The sequence below is a fragment of the Streptomyces sp. DF42 genome (assembly GCF_058267695.1).
On sequence record NZ_CM177859.1, the window covers coordinates 2,286,510 to 2,304,867 of the forward strand.

The 18,358-nt window shown below is 71.3% G+C and carries 19 protein-coding genes; 4 read left to right on the plus strand and 15 right to left on the minus strand.

Features of this window, described 5'->3' with window-relative positions; genetic code table 11:
* The first annotated feature begins 212 nt into the window (after positions 1-212).
* Entirely contained in the window at positions 213-1,385 is a 1,173-nt protein-coding gene (locus tag ACYUED_RS10435; protein ID WP_491291991.1) for a TerD family protein, read from the plus strand.
* Positions 1,386-1,503: 118 nt separating this feature from the next.
* On the opposite strand, the gene ACYUED_RS10440 is transcribed toward ACYUED_RS10435, so the two are convergent.
* The 4 genes from ACYUED_RS10440 to ACYUED_RS10455 form a co-directional block, all read right to left on the minus strand.
* Positions 1,504-2,520, minus strand: a complete 1,017-nt coding sequence (locus ACYUED_RS10440; protein WP_491291992.1) for a 1-aminocyclopropane-1-carboxylate deaminase — start codon at positions 2,518-2,520, stop codon at positions 1,504-1,506.
* A gap of 20 nt (positions 2,521-2,540) precedes the next feature.
* A complete protein-coding gene (locus ACYUED_RS10445; protein ID WP_491291993.1) occupies positions 2,541-3,194 on the minus strand; it encodes a GntR family transcriptional regulator in 654 nt (217 codons plus the stop codon).
* Between the two features lie 82 nt (positions 3,195-3,276).
* Complete coding sequence (locus tag ACYUED_RS10450; RefSeq protein ID WP_491291994.1) at positions 3,277-4,737, minus strand: alkaline phosphatase PhoX; 1,461 nt, start codon at positions 4,735-4,737, stop codon at positions 3,277-3,279.
* 386 nt (positions 4,738-5,123) lie between these two features.
* Positions 5,124-6,551: a hypothetical protein gene (locus tag ACYUED_RS10455; protein WP_491291995.1), complete on the minus strand. Its 1,428-nt coding sequence runs from the start codon at positions 6,549-6,551 to the stop codon at positions 5,124-5,126.
* A 279-nt stretch (positions 6,552-6,830) separates the two neighbouring features.
* Here ACYUED_RS10455 and ACYUED_RS10460 point away from each other — a divergent pair, with 279 nt between their 5' ends.
* The gene (locus ACYUED_RS10460; protein ID WP_491291996.1) at positions 6,831-8,657 is read left to right on the plus strand and encodes a DUF8508 domain-containing protein; all 1,827 of its coding nucleotides are present in this window, start codon (positions 6,831-6,833) and stop codon (positions 8,655-8,657) included.
* 76 nt (positions 8,658-8,733) lie between these two features.
* Here the strand turns inward: ACYUED_RS10460 and ACYUED_RS10465 are convergent, their stop codons facing one another.
* The 6 genes from ACYUED_RS10465 to ACYUED_RS10490 form a co-directional block, all read right to left on the minus strand.
* On the minus strand, positions 8,734-9,468 hold the full coding sequence (locus ACYUED_RS10465) for an SRPBCC family protein (protein ID WP_491291997.1): 735 nt from the start codon (positions 9,466-9,468) through the stop codon (positions 8,734-8,736).
* 3 nt (positions 9,469-9,471) lie between these two features.
* Positions 9,472-10,068, minus strand: coding sequence for an ArsR/SmtB family transcription factor (locus tag ACYUED_RS10470; RefSeq protein ID WP_491291998.1), 597 nt, complete (start codon positions 10,066-10,068; stop codon positions 9,472-9,474).
* 324 nt (positions 10,069-10,392) lie between these two features.
* On the minus strand, positions 10,393-11,016 hold the full coding sequence (locus ACYUED_RS10475) for a DUF3618 domain-containing protein (RefSeq protein ID WP_491291999.1): 624 nt from the start codon (positions 11,014-11,016) through the stop codon (positions 10,393-10,395).
* Entirely contained in the window at positions 11,013-11,432 is a 420-nt protein-coding gene (locus ACYUED_RS10480; RefSeq protein ID WP_491292000.1) for a phage holin family protein, read from the minus strand. The genes ACYUED_RS10475 and ACYUED_RS10480 overlap by 4 nt, the downstream gene beginning before the upstream one ends.
* Positions 11,433-11,827: 395 nt before the next feature.
* Positions 11,828-12,541, minus strand: coding sequence for a hypothetical protein (locus tag ACYUED_RS10485; protein WP_491292001.1), 714 nt, complete (start codon positions 12,539-12,541; stop codon positions 11,828-11,830).
* The gene (locus ACYUED_RS10490) at positions 12,538-12,690 is read right to left on the minus strand and encodes a hypothetical protein (RefSeq protein ID WP_491292002.1); all 153 of its coding nucleotides are present in this window, start codon (positions 12,688-12,690) and stop codon (positions 12,538-12,540) included. The genes ACYUED_RS10485 and ACYUED_RS10490 overlap by 4 nt, the downstream gene beginning before the upstream one ends.
* Before the next feature lie 163 nt (positions 12,691-12,853).
* Here ACYUED_RS10490 and dapA point away from each other — a divergent pair, with 163 nt between their 5' ends.
* The gene (gene dapA / locus ACYUED_RS10495) at positions 12,854-13,756 is read left to right on the plus strand and encodes a 4-hydroxy-tetrahydrodipicolinate synthase (RefSeq protein ID WP_491292003.1); all 903 of its coding nucleotides are present in this window, start codon (positions 12,854-12,856) and stop codon (positions 13,754-13,756) included.
* A 4-nt stretch (positions 13,757-13,760) separates the two neighbouring features.
* Here dapA and ACYUED_RS10500 read toward each other — a convergent pair whose 3' ends face one another.
* Together ACYUED_RS10500 and ACYUED_RS10505 are read right to left on the minus strand one after the other, a co-directional pair.
* The gene (locus ACYUED_RS10500; protein ID WP_491292004.1) at positions 13,761-14,978 is read right to left on the minus strand and encodes a WD40 repeat domain-containing protein; all 1,218 of its coding nucleotides are present in this window, start codon (positions 14,976-14,978) and stop codon (positions 13,761-13,763) included.
* Positions 14,975-15,532, minus strand: a complete 558-nt coding sequence (locus ACYUED_RS10505) for a SigE family RNA polymerase sigma factor (RefSeq protein ID WP_491292005.1) — start codon at positions 15,530-15,532, stop codon at positions 14,975-14,977. Before ACYUED_RS10505 ends, ACYUED_RS10500 begins: the two co-directional genes overlap by 4 nt.
* Before the next feature lie 140 nt (positions 15,533-15,672).
* Here ACYUED_RS10505 and ACYUED_RS10510 point away from each other — a divergent pair, with 140 nt between their 5' ends.
* Positions 15,673-16,176, plus strand: a complete 504-nt coding sequence (locus ACYUED_RS10510; RefSeq protein ID WP_491292006.1) for a hypothetical protein — start codon at positions 15,673-15,675, stop codon at positions 16,174-16,176.
* A gap of 52 nt (positions 16,177-16,228) precedes the next feature.
* Here the strand turns inward: ACYUED_RS10510 and dapD are convergent, their stop codons facing one another.
* From dapD to ACYUED_RS10525, 3 genes are all read right to left on the minus strand, one after another.
* Entirely contained in the window at positions 16,229-17,218 is a 990-nt protein-coding gene (dapD, locus tag ACYUED_RS10515; protein ID WP_491292007.1) for a 2,3,4,5-tetrahydropyridine-2,6-dicarboxylate N-succinyltransferase, read from the minus strand.
* A gap of 106 nt (positions 17,219-17,324) precedes the next feature.
* Complete coding sequence (locus tag ACYUED_RS10520) at positions 17,325-17,888, minus strand: TetR/AcrR family transcriptional regulator (protein WP_491292008.1); 564 nt, start codon at positions 17,886-17,888, stop codon at positions 17,325-17,327.
* Positions 17,888-18,208, minus strand: coding sequence for a DMT family transporter (locus ACYUED_RS10525; RefSeq protein ID WP_491292009.1), 321 nt, complete (start codon positions 18,206-18,208; stop codon positions 17,888-17,890). The genes ACYUED_RS10520 and ACYUED_RS10525 overlap by 1 nt, the downstream gene beginning before the upstream one ends.
* Positions 18,209-18,358: the final 150 nt, after the last annotated feature.

Sequence of the window (18,358 nt, forward strand, 5' to 3'; positions counted from 1 at the left end):
TCAAACGCCGGAGGGGCTGATTCTCACCGGCCGGGGCTTGATCTTTTCAGCCCGTCCGGCGTTTGAGGACGAGGCCGTTCAGGCCGAAGCGGGGGTCTGGGGGCGGCAGCCCCCCGGGGACGGCAAGCCCCGCAGACGGCAAGCCCCGGCGAATTGGCCGCTTGGTAAGGGAACGGTAAAGCGGTGTCGCTCGTTCACCCGGCATGACAGCTATGACCCCTGGCTCGAACATCCCTCTCCCCGTCGCGCGCGTGACGGTGGACGTCGCCGCCCCGGTGCGGCTCGACGTGTCGGGCCTGCTGCTCACCGCCGACGGCAAGGTGCGCTCCGACGAGGACTTCATCTTCTACAACCAGCCGGCCGGACCGGGCGTGACCTACCGGTCCGGGGGCGGTACGGCTCCGGACGCGATCGTCGTCGACACCGCGGCGCTCCCCCCGGGCATCGAGAAGATCGTCGTCACCGCCAGCCCGGACGCCACCGGCCAGACCTTCCAGGGCATCGAACCGACGGCCACCATCCGCGGCGCGGACGACAACAGCGTCCTGGCCACGTTCACGCCCCCGCAGCTCGGCACGGAGACGGCACTCGTGGTCGTCGAGATCTACCAGCGCAACGGCGCCTGGAAGGCCCGTGCGGTCGGCCAGGGCTACGCCAACGGCCTCGCGGGCATCGCCACCGACTTCGGCGTGACGGTCGAGGAGCCGGCCCCGGCCGCCGCCCCGCCCCAGCCGGTCGCCCCGCCGACGCCCACCGTCCAGACCCCGGTGGCCCCGCCCGCCCCCGCGGCCCCCGCTCCCGGCGCGGGGAAGATCAACCTCGACAAGGGCCGGGTCAGCCTCCAGAAGAACCAGACGGTGTCCCTGGTCAAGGGCGGCCGCCCATTGCTCGCCCAGGTCAAGATGGGCCTCGGCTGGGAGCCGGCCTTCCGCGGCAAGGACATCGACCTCGACGCCTCGGTCATCGCCTACGGCCCGCAGCGCAACCACATCGACAGCTGCTACTTCGGCAAGCTGACCATCCTGAACGGGGCGGTCAAGCACTCCGGCGACAACCTCACGGGCGAGGGCGGCGGGGACGACGAGGTGATCGTGGTCGACCTCGGCCGGCTCCCCCAGGAAGTCACGGCCCTCGTCTTCACGGTGAACTCCTTCTCCGGCCAGAAGTTCACCGAGGTCGCCAAGGCCTACTGCCGCCTGATCGACGCGGCGACCGGCGAGGAACTGGTCCGCTTCGACCTCACCGGCGCCGAGGCCCAGACCGGCGTCCTGATGGCCAAGCTGATCCGCCAGTTCTCCGGCGAGTGGGACATGACGGCCATGGGCGACTTCGTCAAGGCCCGCACGGTCCGCAACATGGTGAAGCCGGCCGCCCAGGCGCTGTAGTGCCGACCGTACGACGGTGATGGGCGCCCCCGGCGAGAGGGGGCGCCCGGCGGCCCGCAGACCCGACCGCGGCTCCGGCTCAGGGGGCAGAAGAGGGCAGGGGCAGGGGTCAGGACGGCTAGAAGAGCGCGCTGTACGCGTTCAGCGCCGGCTGTCCGCCCAGATGGGCGTAGAGCACGGTGGACTCACGGGCGATCTCTCCCCGCGTGACCAGGTCCACCATTCCGGCCATCGACTTCCCCTCGTACACGGGGTCGGTGACCATCCCCTCGGTGCGGGCCGCGAGTCGCATCGCCTCAAGGGTGGACTCGTCGGGGATGCCGTACGTGCCCGCGTGGTACCGCTCGTCCAGCTCGACATCCGCCTCGGTCAACTCCCGTTTGACGCCGATGAGTTGGCCGGTGTTCTGCGCGATCCGGGCGATCTGCTCCCGGGTCCGGACGGGCGCCGCCGAGGCGTCGATGCCGAGCACGCGGCGCGGCCGGGCGCCCGCCTCCTCCAGTGCGGCGAACCCGGCGACCATGCCCGCCTGGGTCGACCCGGTCACCGAGCACACCACCACGGTGTCGAAGAAGACCCCCAACTCCCGCTCCTGCTCCGCGACTTCGTACGCCCATCCGGCGAACCCGAGACCGCCGAGCGGATGGTCCGAGGCGCCGGCCGGGATCGCGTACGGCTTGCCGCCCGACTCCTCGACCTCCCTGAGCGCCTGCTCCCAGCTCTCCTTGAACCCGATCCCGAACCCCGCCTTCACCAGCCGTACGTCCGCTCCGGCCAGCCTGCTGATCAGGATGTTGCCGACCTTGTCGTACACGGAGTCGGGCCACTCGACCCAACTCTCCTGGATCAGCACGCACTTGAGCCCGGCACGGGCGGCGACCGCGGCGACCTGGCGGGTGTGGTTGGACTGGACCCCGCCGATCGACACGAGCGTGTCGCAGCCCTGGGCGAGCGCGTCGGCGACCAGGTACTCCAGCTTGCGGGTCTTGTTCCCGCCGTAGGCGACACCGGAGTTGCAGTCCTCGCGCTTGGCCCAGAGCGAGGCGCCGCCGAGGTGGGCGGTGAGCCGCTCCAGCGGATGCACCGGCGAGGGTCCGAAGAGAAGGGGGTAACGGTCGTACGAGGAAAGGGACATGGGTACTCCCGGAGTCGGGATCAGTCGCCGTCGTCGAGATCGGCGAGGTCGGCGAGGGTGCGCCAGATCTCCGCGGTGATACGGACCGCGTCGTCCGCGCATCCCGCCGCGCAGGCGTCGATCAACTGCTCGTGGAGTCCCGCCGAACGGCAGGTGCTCTCCCCGAAGCGGCGGCGCTCCAGGCGGCGGATGAGAGGGGTGTAGCGGGCGATGGTGGCGGCGGCCGCGTGATTTCCGGCGACGCGGACGAGGACGTCGTGCAGGGTGTCGTCGGCGCGCAGGGCCCCGTCGACGTCACCCGCGCCGACGGCGGCGGCGAACCGCTCGTTGGCCGCGCGCATCGCCTGGACGTCCGCGGCGAACATCCGGGGCACGGCGATCCGCGTGACCAGCTCGTGCATGGCGCCGACCACGGCGGCGGCGTCCCGTACGTCGGCGGCGACGACCGGGGTGACCCGCGTGTAGCTCTGTGGCTTGCTCTCCAGCAGGCCCTCGTCCACCAGCCGCGAGAAGGCCTCCCGCACCGGCGCCCGGGACAGCCCGAGCCGCTCGGCGAGATCACCGTCGCGCACGACCGCGCCGGGTTCCAGCTCGCCGGCCACGATGGCGTCCCGGATCACTTCGTAGGCACGGTCCCTCAGGAGGGTGCGCTGGACGGGTCGTATCGACTCCATGACTGAAATGTTAGATGTCAATCATGCCGACGGACAAGGGTGTGGCCCGCACCCCCGGAGAAGTGCGGGCCACGGCGGAGCCTCAGCCGCGCTTCTGGCGCTTCCAGGGGCCGGTGATCGCCAGCATGATGCCCGGCGTCTGGATGTTGGCGAACAGCGTCCTGCCGTCGGGGGAGAACGTGACGCCGGTGAACTCGCTGTACTCGGGAGCCTCTTCCGTGCCGATGTTCAGTTCGTTGCGGGCGATGGGGTACGTACGCCCGCTGTCGGTGGCGCCGAACAGGTGCTGGACGCCCTCGCCGTCCTCGGCGATGACCAGGCCGCCGTACGGGGAGACGGTGATGTTGTCGGGGCCGTCGAAGGCCCCGTCCTGGGACGGGTCGGGGTTCACACCGAGCAGGACCTTCAGCGTCAGGGTGCGGCGCTTGGGGTCGTAGAACCAGACCTGGCCGTCGTGCTGGACAGGGCTCTCGGCGCGGGCGAAGGAGGAGACGATGTAGGCGCCGCCGTCGCCCCACCACATGCCTTCGAGCTTGCGGGCGCGGGTGACCTGGCCGTCGGTGAACTGCTTGCGGACGGAGGTGGTCCTGGCGTCACGGTCGGGGACGTCGACCCAGTCGACGCCGTAGACCGTGCCGATCTTCGTCGCGCGGGAGAGGTCGTCGACGAACTTGCCGCCGGAGTCGAAGCACTTGGAGGCCTGGAGGACACCGGCGTTGTCGGCGAGGGTGCGGAGCTTGCCGCGGCCGTGGTGGAAGTCCTCCGGCGGGGTCCAGCGGTACAGCAGGCCGTTGGGGCCGGCGGCGTCCTCGGTGAGGTAGGCGTGGCCGCGCTTGGGGTCGATGACGACGGCCTCGTGGGCGTAACGGCCGAGCGCCTTGATGGGCTTGGGGTCGCGGTTGGCCCGGCGGTCGGCGGGGTCGACCTCGAAGACGTAGCCGTGGTCCTTGGTCATGCCGTTCTGGCCGGCCTTGTCCTCGGTCTCCTCGCAGGTGAGCCAGGTGTCCCAAGGGGTGCTGCCGCCCGCGCAGTTGGTGGCGGTGCCGGCGATGCCGACCCACTCGGCGACGTGGTCACAGCGCACCTCGACGACCGTGCAGCCGCCGGAGGCGGCGGGGTCGTAGACAAGGCCCTCGGTGAGCGGGACGGGGTGCGGCCAGTTGGCGCGCGGGCCCTTCAGCTCGTGGTTGTTGACCAGGAGGGTCGCGCCGCGCGGGCCGTCGAAGGTGGCGGTGCCGTCGTGCTTGGAGGGGGTGAACTCGCCCGACTCCAGCTTGGTCCTGCCGCTGTAGGTGATGATGCGGTACTCGAAGCCGGCGGGGAGGGCGAGGATGCCGTCGGGGTCGGGGACGAGCGGTCCGTACCCGACGCCGCCGTGTCCGTGTCTGTGCCCCGACGTCCCGGCTGCGCCCTCGACGTCTTCGGTCTCCGTGGACGCAAGGGCGTTCGGGGCGGTGGCCAGGGCGCCGACGCTGCCCGCCAGCGCGACACCGGCACCGGTGACCGCGGATTTTCTGGCGAAGTCCCTGCGAGTGAGCGACATGGTGTCTCCTGTGACGGTGGTTATGCCGTGGAGGGTGGCGACCTCGGGTCGGCGCCACCGTCCCGCCCACGTCTGAACGGGAGTTGAACACCGGGCGACGCACACAGACACGCTTCCAAGAATCCGTACGCACCAGACCACGGGATCCAAAAATTCCTTGTGCCCCGGTAATTGGTCGGGCGGAACTTCACGAAGGAGATCGAAGTACGCCAAATGGCGCTGATCGGCCCCAGGACCCCGGAGGAGCCGGGCCCGAGGAGGCGCGCAAGTGAACCGCCCCCGCACCTCGCCCGCGAGGACACCGGCCCGCGCCCCACGCCGAGCCCGGGGCGCGGACCGAACACGCGACACGGACCGAACACGGGTCGCGGGCCGAACGGAGGCGGTCAACTACCGTGCTGTGAACGCGCCTTGAAGGCGGCCTTCCGTGCTTCCTTCGCGATCCGCTTGTCCGGGTGCAGCCGCCCCATGGCCTCCAGCACATCCGCGGTGGCGGGGTGGTCGACGCGCCAGGCGGCCTCGAAGAACCGGCCGTGCTGGGCGGCCAGCCCCTGGACCAGCCCCCGGAGTTCCTCGGAGTTGCCCTCGGCGGCCAGCTGGGCGGCGATCGTGTCGATGGTCAGCCAGAAGACCATCGCCTGGGACGGCGCCGGCACGTCGGACGCCCCGTGCTCGGTCAGCCAGACCCGGGCGAGTCCGCCGAGCTCCGCGTCGTCGAGGACCTCCCGCAGTGCGGGCTCGGCCTCCGCGCCGACGAGCGACAGCGCCTGCTGGCAGCGCAGCCGGCGCAGCGGCGCCCCGGCGTCCGCGCCACGTGCCGCCGCCAGCAACTCCCGTGCCGCGGCAAGGACTTCACGCCGGGCGAGCCACTGCTCGGTCTCGGCGTGCGCCGCCGCCCGGGGAAAAGCCGCCGTCCCGTCGAGCAGCGCGTCGGCCCCCTTGTCCGCGAGGTCTCCGACCGCGGGCGCCGTGAGCCCGGCCTCCAGCAGCCGCCCCCGCAGCCCGTACAGGCCGAGCGGCGTCAGCCGCACCATGCCGTAGCGCGAGACGTCGGTGTCGTCCGGCAGTGCCGCGGGTTCCTCGTCGGCGTCCGCCATCAGCGCCTCGTCCACCGGCTGGTACTCCACGATTCCCGTCGGCTCCAGCAGCCGGAACTGGTCGTCGAGCCGCATCATCGCGTCGGAGACCTGCTCCAGGACGTCGTTGGTGGGCTCCCCCATGTCGCTGGGCACGATCATCGACGCGGCGAGGGCGGGCAACGGCACGGGCGAGTCGGCGGGGCCGTCCTCGCCGACCGTGAGCAGGTACAGGTTGCCGAGGACGCCGTCGAGGAACTCGGCCTCCGCCTCCGGGTCCCACTCCAGCCGGGAGAAGTCGATCTCGCCGCCCTCGTCCAGCGCGCCTTCCAGGTCGTCCAGGTCGGGCACGCTCGCGTCGGCGAGCACGGTCTCCAAGGCCCCCCGCCACACGGCCAGTACGTCGTGCGGCGAACCGGAGACGAGCCGTGCCAGGTCCTCCCCGGCGGTGACGGTGCCTTCGTCCTCGTCGACGATCTCGACCAGTCCGGTGTCCACGGCGACCCGCCAGGCCTCGCTCGCGAAGGCCGCGGCGTCGTTGCCGCTCAGCCCGAGCACCTCGGCGGCAGCCGGCAGCTGTTCGTCGGCGAGCCCGCCCCCGGCGTCGACCCGGATGTCCGGGCCGGCCCAGCGGGCCAGCAGCGCGGCCCGGGAAAGCAGGGGCGTGGACAGCGCGTCCCGCGCCAGCTCCGCTTCGGGGTGCAGCCGCACCGGCGGCAGGGGGGAGCTGTCTGACATCGGCTGATTCTCCTCGGACGTGTCGTACCACTCAGCCGCTCAGCCTAGACGGATTTCCACCCATGCCGCCCGGTTCATCTCTCCGACGGTCGCCGTACATGGCCGAAACCTTGACAACTGGCGTGACCAGGCAGGAGATTGACGCGCGTAGAAATCGAGCGGACAGCTGTTCACTGTGTTTTCTACGCGCGTCGCCTCCGCCCCACAGGTCGCGGCCTCCGACCGTCCCACGCACCACCCTCGTCCCGGCGCCCACGCACGTCCCCGGAGGGATTTCCGTTGCCGAGCAAGTCTTCCGCGCGTCTCGCCGCGCTCACCGTCGCCGCCGTATGTTCCGCGGCCTCCGCCGTCGCCCTGACCTCTCCCGCGCACGCGGACTCCGTGCGCATCCATGACATCCAGGGCAGCACGCGCACTTCTCCGTACGCCGGCCAGAAGGTCACGGACGTGGCCGGAATCGTCACCGGCGTGCGCACCTACGGTTCCTCCAGAGGCTTCTGGATCCAGGACCCGAACCCGGACGGCGATCCGGCGACCAGTGAGGGCGTCTTCGTCTTCACCGGCTCCTCGCCGAAGGTCGTCGTCGGTGACTCCGTCACGGTCACCGGCACGGTCTCGGAGTTCGTCCCCGGCGGCACCTCGACCGGCAACCAGTCGCTGACCGAGATCACCAAGCCGACGATCACCGTCGTCTCCGGCGGCAACGCGGTCCCGGCCGCCACGGTGATCGACGCGAAGTCGGTGCCGAGCCGGTACACCCCGGCCGGTGACGCGGCCGCGAGCAACTCGGTCAACGGCCTGACGCTCCAGCCGAAGAAGTACGCCCTGGACTTCTACGAGTCCCTGGAGGGCATGAACGTCCAGGTCAGGAACACCCGTGTGGTCACCGCGACCGACCCGTACACCGAGCTGTGGGTCACGGTGAAGCGGCACGAGAACCCCACCCGCCGCGGCGGCACGCTGTACGGCTCGTACGACTCGCAGAACACCGGCCGGCTGCAGATCCAGTCGCTGGGTGCCACGGCCGCCTTCCCGGTGGCGAACGTCGGCGACACACTGACCGGCACCACGACCGGCCCGATGGACTACAACCAGTTCGGCGGCTACACCCTCGTCGCGAACGAGATCGGCACGCTCAAGAGCGGCGGCCTGACGCGCGAGACCACGGAGAAGCAGTCGCGGGGCGAGCTGGCGGTCGCGACGTACAACGTCGAGAACCTCGACCCGTCCGACAAGACCTTCGCCGCGCACGCCGCCGCGATCGTGAACAACCTGCAGTCGCCCGACATCGTGTCCCTGGAGGAGATCCAGGACAACAACGGCGCCACGGACGACGGCACGGTGGCCGCCGACGTGACGGTGAACAAGCTGATCGACGCGATCGTGGCGGCGGGCGGCCCGAAGTACGACTGGCGCTCGATCGACCCGGTCAACGACCAGGACGGCGGCCAGCCCGGGGGCAACATCCGCCAGGTCTTCCTGTTCAACCCGGAGCGGGTGTCCTTCACGGACCGCGCGGGCGGCGACTCCACCACCGCGGTCGGCGTCACCACGGTGCACGGCAAGGCGCAGCTGACGGCCTCCCCCGGGCGCGTCGCCCCGGCGGACGACGCCTGGAAGTCCAGCCGCAAGCCGCTGGCCGCAGAGTTCGTCTTCCGCGGCAGGACCGTCTTCGTGATCTCCAACCACCTCAACTCCAAGGGTGGCGACCAGGGACTGACCTCGCAGTACCAGCCGGTGGTGCGCAGTTCGGAGATCCAGCGGCACGCGCAGGCGACGCTGGTCAACGCGTTCGTCAAGAACATCCTGGACGTCCAGAAGAACGCGGACGTCATCGCGCTCGGCGACATGAACGACTTCGAGTTCTCCGGCACCGCCAAGATCCTGGAGGGTGACGGCGCGCTCTGGTCGGCGATCAAGTCGCTGCCGAAGAGCGAGCGTTACACCTACGACTACCAGGGCAACCAGCAGGTCCTGGACCAGATCCTGATCAGCCCGGCGATCCGGCGCGGCTGTGACTTCGCGTACGACAGCGTGCACGTCAACTCGGAGTTCAACGACCAGATCAGCGACCACGACCCGCAGGTGCTGCGCTTCAAGCCGTGACGCCCGCTCGCAGCGCAGGCCGACGACTCCTGCTCGTAACTCCTGTTGGTAGCTGCTGCTCGTAACTCCCGCTTGGTCAGGGCTGGTTGAACACCCCGTTCAGCCAGCCCTGCCAGGCGGCCTCGCACTCCTTGATGTCGCCGCCCGGCGTGAAGTCGTGCAGGGAGATGCCGACCGGGTGGCCCCAGTGGTTGCGCCCGAAGACGCGGGTGAGGCCCCGGTCCGTCCGCAGTCCGATGAAGTACGGGTTGCGGAAGTCGACCACGGCGTCGAACTCGTCGGGTCCGTGGACCGTCACTCGCGTGCCGGCGGCCACGTCCTCGCCGACTCCGAGCGCACGCCCGACGACGGCGAGCGCGTCCGCGGCCTTCGACGCCTCGGGCCCGTCGAACGTGGCGAAGGCGGCCGGCCGGGGCGCGAAGTGGACCAGGTACTCGCGCAGGGTGTGCAGATAGAAGTCGGTGTGCTTGGCGGCACCGTCGTACTGGTTGTCCCAGTCGTCGACGAAGATGCCGCTGTGCACGTACCGCACCCAGGCCCGGCGTCCGTCGTCGCGGGGTTCCACCGTGTAGTCGAGCTGGTTGAGGGTCTGCTCGGAGATGCTTTCGACGTCCTCGACGCGGTTGGTGTAGCGGTGCGGCGGGTCCCAGGCGGTGACCCTGGACCCGAAGGGCCCCTTGCCGCCGACCCGGGGCTCCGGCGGCTCCATCGGCCACAGATATCCTCCGGTACCTGTGGTGACCGCCTCCCACACCTCCTCGGGGGTGGCGTCGACCTCGAACTCCCGGGCGATCTCGAACTCTTTGGACATGATCTACTCCAACTCGGTCTGCTTGAGCGTGGGATGGACGGCCACGACGATCCGGTGATCGCGGCCCCCCTCGGTGTCCGGGGCGTCGTACTTGCGGATCAGGCCGGTGATTCCGGCCGTCAACTCCTCGATGAACGCGGCCCGTTCGGCGGCCGAGGCGAAGCGCACCTCGCCGTCCAGCGCGTACGTGGCCAGCCGCTTGCGGGCCTTCGCCGCGCCGGTGATCAGTGAGCCCACGTCCCGCACCAGACGGGCGCCGAGCGCGAGCAACCAGCGCGCGGACAGCTGGTCGCGGAAGCGGTCCGGGTCCGGCTGCACGGCCGCGAGCGCGAGCGGCGAGATGACGTACGACGCCGCGGTCGCGCGCATCAGCCGCTCGGTGACGTTGCCCTTGCGGCGCTCCCCGGCCAGCTCGACCAGGCCATGCCGCTCCAGCGCCTTGAGGTGGTAGTTCACTTTCTGCCGCGGCAGGCCGACCCGGCCGGCCAGCATCGCCGCCGACGCCGGGCCGGCCGCCAGCTCGGCGAGCAGCCTCGCCCTTATGGGGTCCAGGGAGACGGCGGCGGCCTCGGGGTCCTCGATCACGGTGACGTCCAACATGCGTCCACGGTCCCACCGAAAACTTTTTTTGTCCAGACGGCTCTGGTTTTCGGTGTGGGGCGTCGGCCCAGCGTGAGGCGGTCCCTGAGGCGGGCGTGGGCGTGGGCGTGGGCGTGGGCGTGGGCGTGGGCGTGGGCGTGGGCGTGGGCGTGGGCGTGGGCGTGGGCGTGGGCGTGGGCGTGGGCGTGGGCGTGGGCGTGGGCGTGGGCGTGGGCGCACACCCTGCTTCGGGGTGTGCGCCCACGCCCGGCGTGACGCGCCTGCGCCTGGTACTTCTCAGCTGCGGCTCGGCTGCCTCTCAGCTACCTCTCGGCCGCAGCTCGCCTAGTTCTTCGGGTACCTCCACGCCACCACCACGGCCACGGCGAACGCCGCGCCGACGACGAGCACCGGCCGCGGATGCCGTACCGCCGCCCTCACGACGGACCGGGCGGGCCGCGGCACGCTGTGCTCCGCCTTGTGCTCCAGTCCGTGCCCCGTCTCCGTGGCCGCGTCCTGGGCGTTGTGACCGGCCTGCAGCGCCCGGTCATGGGCGTTGTGACCGGCCTGCAGCGCCCGGTCATGCGCCTTGTGACCGGCCTGCAGCGCCCGGTCATGCGCCTTGTGACCGGCCTGCAGCGCCCGGTCATGCGCCTGGTGACCGGCCTTCGTCGCCCCGTCCTGGAACCGGTGTCCGGCCTTGGTCGCCCCGTCGTGAACCCTGTGTCCGGCCTTGGTGGCCCTCTCCTGCGCCATGTGCCCGGCCTGCGCGGCGGAGCTGCGCAGCTGGACGGTCATCGCACCCGCCTTGTCCCTGAGGTCGGCCGCCCGAGTCCGGGCGCGTCCTTTCACATCCATTTTTCCCGCCAACTCCTCCACTGTTTCGCCGAGTTGACTGCGCGTCCGCTCGATCTGCCGTCGCAGCTCATCGGGCCCCTTGGCGCCTGACGCCCCTGCCCTGTCCGTCATCGGTGCGCCCTTTCCTTGATCTCCTCGACGTCGGCCCTGACGCTGTCCAGGGTCTCCTCGGGCGTGGGGGGTGCGGCGCGGCGCAGCTGAGCGCGGCCGGTCGCGGCGAGCACGGCCGCGATCACGAACAGCACGCCCGTCACGATGAGCGCCGAGGCCCAGACCGACAGCGTCAGCGACAGCGCGGCGACGGCCGTGCCGGCCAGAGCGAGCAGACCGGCGTACGCGAACGCGCCCGCGGCACCGAGAAGTCCGCCGCCGCGTCCCGCGCGCCGGCCCTTGGCGGCCAGCTCTTCCTTGGCGAGGGCCACTTCCTGTCGTACGAGACGGGAAAGCTGTTCGGTGGCCTGCCCGACAAGCTCGCCCACCGAGTGGTGCTCGTCGCGCACCGGCCCGGGGTGCATGGTCCCGGTCACGGTGTCGCCTCCTCTCGTGTTCCTGTCGTGTTCCTCTCGTTCGGAACATCTCGGGTACCCGCCCCCGCCCCCGCTACCCCTGCCGCCACCGCGCGGCCCCGGGCTCGCCGAGGCGGGCGAACCCGTTCCGCGACCGGCCACGGCGGGCCGGCAACGGCCCTGCTCCCACGACGAGTTCGGGCACACCGAGCCCTTCGGCCGCTCCGAGGCCGACCGGCGTACGCGCGTCGCCGCTGTCGGCCACCACCCGCACCCCGACCCACCCTTGCCGGGGCAGCCGAGCCAGGCCCGGAATCGAACGGGACGGGCCCGCCGCAAGGGCGCCTCCACGACGAGGTCGAGTACACCGAGCCCTTCGATCGGCAAAAGGCCGACCGTCGACGACGGACAGCGGCTCACGGGTGCCGGCCGCCACCCCCTCCCCGGCCGAGGCGGCCGAGCTGGGTCTGGAACCAGTCGAGGCGGGCCTGCAGCAGGGCCGCCTCCGCGACAAGTTCCGGCACGCCGAGCCCCTCGGCCGCCCCGAGGCCGGCCGGCGTCCGCGCGTCGCCGCTGTCGGCCACCATCCGTAGCCCCTCCCCGGCCACCACCCGCAGCCCCTCCCCGGCCAGCCGCGCGAAGGCGGCGAGCGAGAGGGACAGGCGGCCGTGGACGCAGCCCGCGCAGGAGGGGACCAGGGCGAGCCAGCCGGGGCGGCCCCAGCCGGCGTCGGCCAGTGCCGCGGCGACGGTGCCGCACGTGCAGGGGCCGACCGTGGCGGTCCGTACCCGCTGGCGGGCGTAGCGGAAGCCGCGCTCGAAGCGGATGTAGGCGCCGAGCACGGAGACCTCGAGCAGGACCGCCGCCCGGTGCTCGGCCGTGCACAGCAGCGCCTCGGCCGCCGCCCGGTCGTGTACGCAGTGGAAGCCGCAGTCGCAGCGGCGGTGGGGTGCCCTGTGGCGCAGGCCGTAGACGCAGGACGCGTCGGCCAGCGCCCCGTACGGGAGCGCGCCGCCGAGCGACACACCGGTGAACCCGGCCCGGGTGCCGTCCTGGGACAGCACCGGGTGGGCGATCTTGTATCCGGTCGGCGGCTCCGTCGGGCGTTCCTCCGGAAGCCGCAGCCTCATCGGCCCGCCGGAACCTCTTCGGGAGCGGACGCCTCGATGTCCACGACGTCCTCGACGGTCTCGATCTTCTCGGGCAGTTCGAGCTCTTCCTCGTGGATACGCGGCTGCTCCTCCGCGACTCCGGTGGCCAGTGCCTTGCCGAGCTTCATGACGCCTCCATGGACTGATGCCGGTCACCGTCCTGCCATGGTGACTCATGACGGGCGAAATGGACATAGGGCCCGGTCAGCCCACTATGTCGAAGCGATACTTATCGATATCTCGTAGAAGAATTAAGTGGCGCTTCACTGTCGGGCGGCCGAAACTGAGGGAATGACGACGACCGCGCCCTCGGTGCCACCCTTCGGCCGCGCCCTGTGCGCGATGATCACGCCCTTCTCCGACGGCGGCGCGCTCGATCTGGACGGGGCGCAGCGCCTCGCCGACCACCTGGTCTCCCGGGGCTGTGACGGGCTGGTGCTGTCCGGTACGACGGGCGAGTCCCCGACCACCACGGACGCCGAGAAGGCGGCGCTGGTCGAGGCGGTGCGGGATGCGGTGGGCGACCGGGCGTCGGTCGTGGCGGGCGTCGGGACGTTCGACACCCGGCACACCGTGGAACTCGCCCGTGAAGCCGAAAAGGCGGGTGCGGACGGCCTGTTGGTGGTCAGCCCGTACTACAGCAAGCCTCCGCAGGACGCGCTGGAGGCGCACTTCCTGGCCGTCGCCGACGCGGTCGGGCTGCCGGTCACGCTGTATGACATCCCGGGCCGCACCGGCACCCGCATCGAGCCCGACACGATCATCCGGCTCGCCGATCATCCCCGGATCGTGGCGGTGAAGGACTGTTCCTACGACTTCCTCGCCGCCCAGAAGGTGCTCGCCCGCACGGACCTTGCGTACTACGCGGGCTGCGACGAACACAACCTCGCCCTGTACGCGGTGGGCGGCACGGGCTACATCAGCACGGTCGCGAACGTCGTACCGGAGCAACTCCGCGCGGTCCTCGACGCGTTCGAGGCGGGCGACACCCCCGTGTCCGCCCGCCTCCAGCAACGCGCTACGCCCCTCATCGAGTCGATGATGTCGGCGGGCCTGCCCGGCTCGGTCACCGCCAAGGCCCTCCTGGGCGCACTCGGTCTGCCCGCCGGCCCGGTCCGCGCCCCGCTGCGGCCGGCCGGCCGCGAGGCGGTCGACGGGCTGCTTGGGGTCTACGAGGAACTCACGGCGGGCTGACCGGTCAGGGCTGGGCGAAGACCGGCTCCCAGCGTCCGGCGGCTCCGTCGTTGCCCTGGCGGAAGCCGCTGAGCGGCACCTCCTTGTTGCTGCCGATGGTGACCAGCACGAGCCGGTTGTGGAACTCGTTCTTGACGTTCTTGTCGATGTCCCAGGCGATGAGCTGGTTGTTGCCGACCCAGGCGAGCAGCTGCTGCCCGCGCACCTTGGTCTTCTCACCGGTGGCGGCGTCGAAGAGCCAGGACGCGGTCTTCCACCCCTCGCCGGCGAAGTCCCCGGCGACGAGCTTGCCGTTCGGTGACTTCCCGGCGTCGACGTACCACGACAGGTACTTGTCGCCCGCCGGTACGGGGACCTTCCTGCCGGTGAGGTCCCAGAACTCCTTGCCGATGTCACCCTGGGGGTTCCCGGCCCAGACGTGCCGGCCGTCGTCGGTGAGGGCGAAGTCCTGGCGGGAGTTGAGGAACCCGGCCCCCATGGGGTCGTTCGGGTCGCTCTTGATCTTCACCTCGGCCCAGGAGCCCTTCCCGGAGGCCACGTCGAAGACGTAGAAACCGGTGCGGCTGGACCCCATCTTCGGCCCCCACTCGCCGCCGCCCTGGGGCTTGTACAGCATGTCGGGATTCTCGCTGTACGTCGTCGCGAGCAGCTTGCGGCCGTCGCGCGAGAACGCGAGCCCGGCCACCCCGTGGTCGACCTGGATCCACCGCTCGACCTCGCCGGAGGACAGGTCGAGCAGGCCGATCCGTGAGGCGGGCAGGTCCTGCTCCAGGACGGCGGCGGTCTTCATGCCGGGCGCGACGGCGATCCATGACCACTTCGTGGTCTTCTCGTACCTGCCGGTCTTCGGGTTCAGCAGGTGGTACGCCCGCCCGTTGACGGCGGTGTCCTTGGACTTCCTGACCCGCTCCGGGATGTAGTACGCGGCCAGGGTCGTCCCCTTGGCCGAGATCGTCTCGCGCGGCGGCGACTGGTCGGCGTGCGCCTTGACGGCGTTCTGGTCGACGACCCTTGAGGGCCGTACGTCCTGCTTGCCCGAGTCCAGCAGCGGCACCGCCACGGCGACGGCGACCACGGCGACCGTGGCGGCGGCGGTCGCGATCCGGCGGGTGCGGCGGCGGCTGCGCAGGACCAGCACGCGGTCCGCCAACCCCGGCCGCGCCGCGGTCTGTTCGGCGGCCTGCTCGCGCAGGGCGTCGCGCACGAGTTCGTCGACGTTCACGGACGCACCTCCACGGGCGAGTAGTCACGGGACACCAGTTCGGCGTCCGCCGGGCCGAGTGCGGCCAGCTCCGGCGCCAGGGTGCGCAGCCGGGCGAGGGAGCGGTGGGTGGTGGACCGTACGGTGCCGATCGAGCAGCCCAGCAGGCGGGCCACGTCGGCCTCGGGCAGGTCCTCGAAGTAGCGCAGCACGAGGACCGAACGCTGACGGGCGGTGAGGCGGCCGAGCGCCTCGCGCATCACGACGCGCAGCTCGGCCGCGGCGGCCGTGTCACCGGACTGCGGCCCCGCTTCGGGCGGTTCGGCGACGCTGACCTCCCGTCTGCGCCCCTTCAGCCGCCAGCGGCTGATCTGCTGGCGGTACAGGATCCGGCGTACGTACGCCTCGGGCTCGTCGATCCGCTGCCATTTCCCGGCGGCCTTGACGAGCGCGTTCTGCAACAGGTCCTCGCCGGCGTGCTGATCTCCCCCGCAGAGCAGCACGGCCGTCTTCAGCAGAGCCGACGACCTGCTGTCCACGAACTCGCGGAAGCTCTCCAGCCCTTCGGCATTCATCGTCACCTTCTCTTCCCCGGCGGTTCCCTCTGTGTCCCGCCCCTGTGCCTCTTGTGACGCGTGCGGCCGCCCGCGGCTATGCCTGTGCCGGCGAAGAATTTTCCAGCGGCCACGCACACCTCGTGCCGTACGTTGGTGCCGTGAGCCGCCCCCTGCTCTTCCTCGACGTCGACGGCCCCCTCAACCCGTACGCCGCGCAGCCCGAGCGACGCCCCGAGGGCTATACGACGATCAGGGTGGCCCTGCACCCGGGCCGCGCGCTGCGGGTCTGGCTGAGCCCCTCCCACGGACCGGCACTGCTCGCCCTCGACTACGACCTGTGCTGGGCCACGACGTGGATGGACGCCGCCAACCGCTGGATCGGCCCCGTCGTCGGCCTGCCCGAGCTGCCGTACGTCGACTTCGGTGAGGGCCTGTTCGCCTTCCGCCCCGACGGGGTGCGCTGGAAGACGGAGGCCATCGTGCGGTACGCCGAGGGGCGTCCGTTCGCCTGGGTCGACGACGAGCAGGGCCCGGCGGACGAGGAGTACGTGGCCGCCCATCACTCCGGGGCCGCCCTGCTCCACCATGTGAACCCGCGCCTGGGCCTGCGCGAGGGCGACTTCACGGCGCTGGCCCGGTTCGCGGCGGCGCGGCGTACATGACGGAGCGCCCTTCCGCCGACCGGCGGAAGGGCGCCCTGAGTCGTCGTACCGCTCAGTTGTGGCTGTGCAGGATCTCGTTCAGACCGCCCCAGACCGCGTTGTTCGGGCGGGCCTCGACCGTGCCGGATACCGAGTTGCGGCGGAAGAGGATGTGGGAGGCGCCGGAGAGTTCACGGGCCTTGACGATCTGCCCGTCGGGCATGGTCACGCGCGTGCCCGCGGTGACGTACAGCCCGGCCTCGACCACGCACTCGTCGCCGAGCGCGATGCCGACACCCGCCTCGGCGCCGACCAGGCAGCGCTCGCCGATCGTGATGCGGACGTTGCCGCCGCCGGAGAGCGTGCCCATGGTGGAGGCGCCGCCGCCGATGTCCGAACCGTCGCCCACCACGACACCCGCGGAGATACGGCCCTCGACCATGGAGGTGCCGAGCGTGCCCGCGTTGAAGTTGACGAAGCCCTCGTGCATGACGGTGGTGCCCTCGGCCAGGTGCGCGCCGAGCCGCACACGGTCGGCGTCGGCGATACGGACGCCCTTGGGGGCGACGTAGTCCGTCATGCGCGGGAACTTGTCGACCGACGTCACCTGGAGGTGCAGCCCCTCGGCGCGGGCATTGAGCCGCACCGTCTCGATGTCGTCGACGGCGACCGGGCCGAGCGAGGTCCAGGCGACGTTGGCGAGGAAGCCGAACATGCCGTCCAGGCTCTGGCCGTGCGGCTTGACCAGCCGGTGCGAGAGGAGGTGGAGGCGCAGATAGACGTCGTGCGCGTCGATCGGCTTCTCGTCGAGGGTGGAGATGACCGTGCGGACCGCGACCACCTCGACGCCGCGGCGGGCGTCCGGTCCGATCGCCTTGGCCGCTCCCTCACCGAGCAGCTCCACAGCCTTCTCGGCGGACAGCCGCTCGGTGCCGGACGGTCCGGGCTGTTCGCTCAGCTCGGGCGCGGGGAACCAGGTGTCGAGAACAGTGCCGTCGGCGGCGATCGTGGCAAGTCCGGTGGCCACGGCGCCGGTGGTGCGAGGAGCAGTCGTGTCGGTCATGAGGGCAACCTAACCGGCAGGAGGGCACGGAGGCCAACCGCCGGGGGCGATGTCTCAGGTACCGGGCGACCGCGCCGGGCGGGGGTCGCCTCGACGTCCGCAGCGTTCACGGCGTCGGCGCGCAACCGGCGGCGCCCGACATGACCCGCGCCAGCATCTCGCGCGCGAAGCCCTCGTCGTACGGCGCCCCCGTCAGCAGGACCTGCAGACAGATGCCGTCCATCAGGGCGACCAGCGCCCGCACGGTGACCGGGTCGGTGCGCCGGGCGAGTCGGCAGGCCAGGTCCTCGGCCCACTCGGCGGCGACGGGGCGCAGGGCGGGGCGGCGCAGGGCGGCGAGATAGAGCTCGTACTCCAGCTCGACGCCCGTGCGGTCCCCGGACAGCCACTCGCCGAGGATCCGCGCGAGGTCCGTGGCCAGATCGCCCCCGGTGTCCTCCAGGGCGCCGTGCGCGGCGACGACCTTGGCGAAGCCCTCGTTCACCTGCCGCAGCGCGGCGACCATCAGTTCGTCGAGGGTCTTGAAGTGGTAGGTCGTCGAGCCGAGCGGTACGTCCGCCTCGGCGGCGACCGAGCGGTGGCTCAGGCCGGCCAGGCCCTTCTCCCCCACGACCCGGATCGCCGCGTCGGTGATCCGCTGGCGGCGGTCGGGGTCGTAACGGCGGGGCATCAGTGCGCGCCTCCCAGGTTGAGCACCACGACCCCGACGATGATCAGCGCGATTCCGGCGGCCTTCTGAACGGTCAGCTGCTCCCCGAGGAACAGCATCCCGATGGCCACGATGGCGGCGGTGCCGAGGCCGGCCCAGACCGCGTAGGCCTCGCCGACCGACATGGTCTTCAGCGTCTGCGCGAGCAGCGCGAAGGAGACGCCGTAACCGGCGAGCGTCAGCACCGACGGCCACAGCCGGCTGAAGCCGTCGCTGAACTTCATGGCGGTGGTACCGCCCACCTCGGCGGCAATGGCCGCGAGGAGCATGAGGAATGCCATGCGTACGAGTGTACATAACAGCGCTCACACGACAGCCCGGCGACCACCGACCCGGCCCGGCACGGGCCGCCACGCCACCGGTGTCACGGCTGCGGCCGAGCGGTCGGTGGCGACCCGACTCCGCCTCCCGCAACCGGACATGCCCCTGCG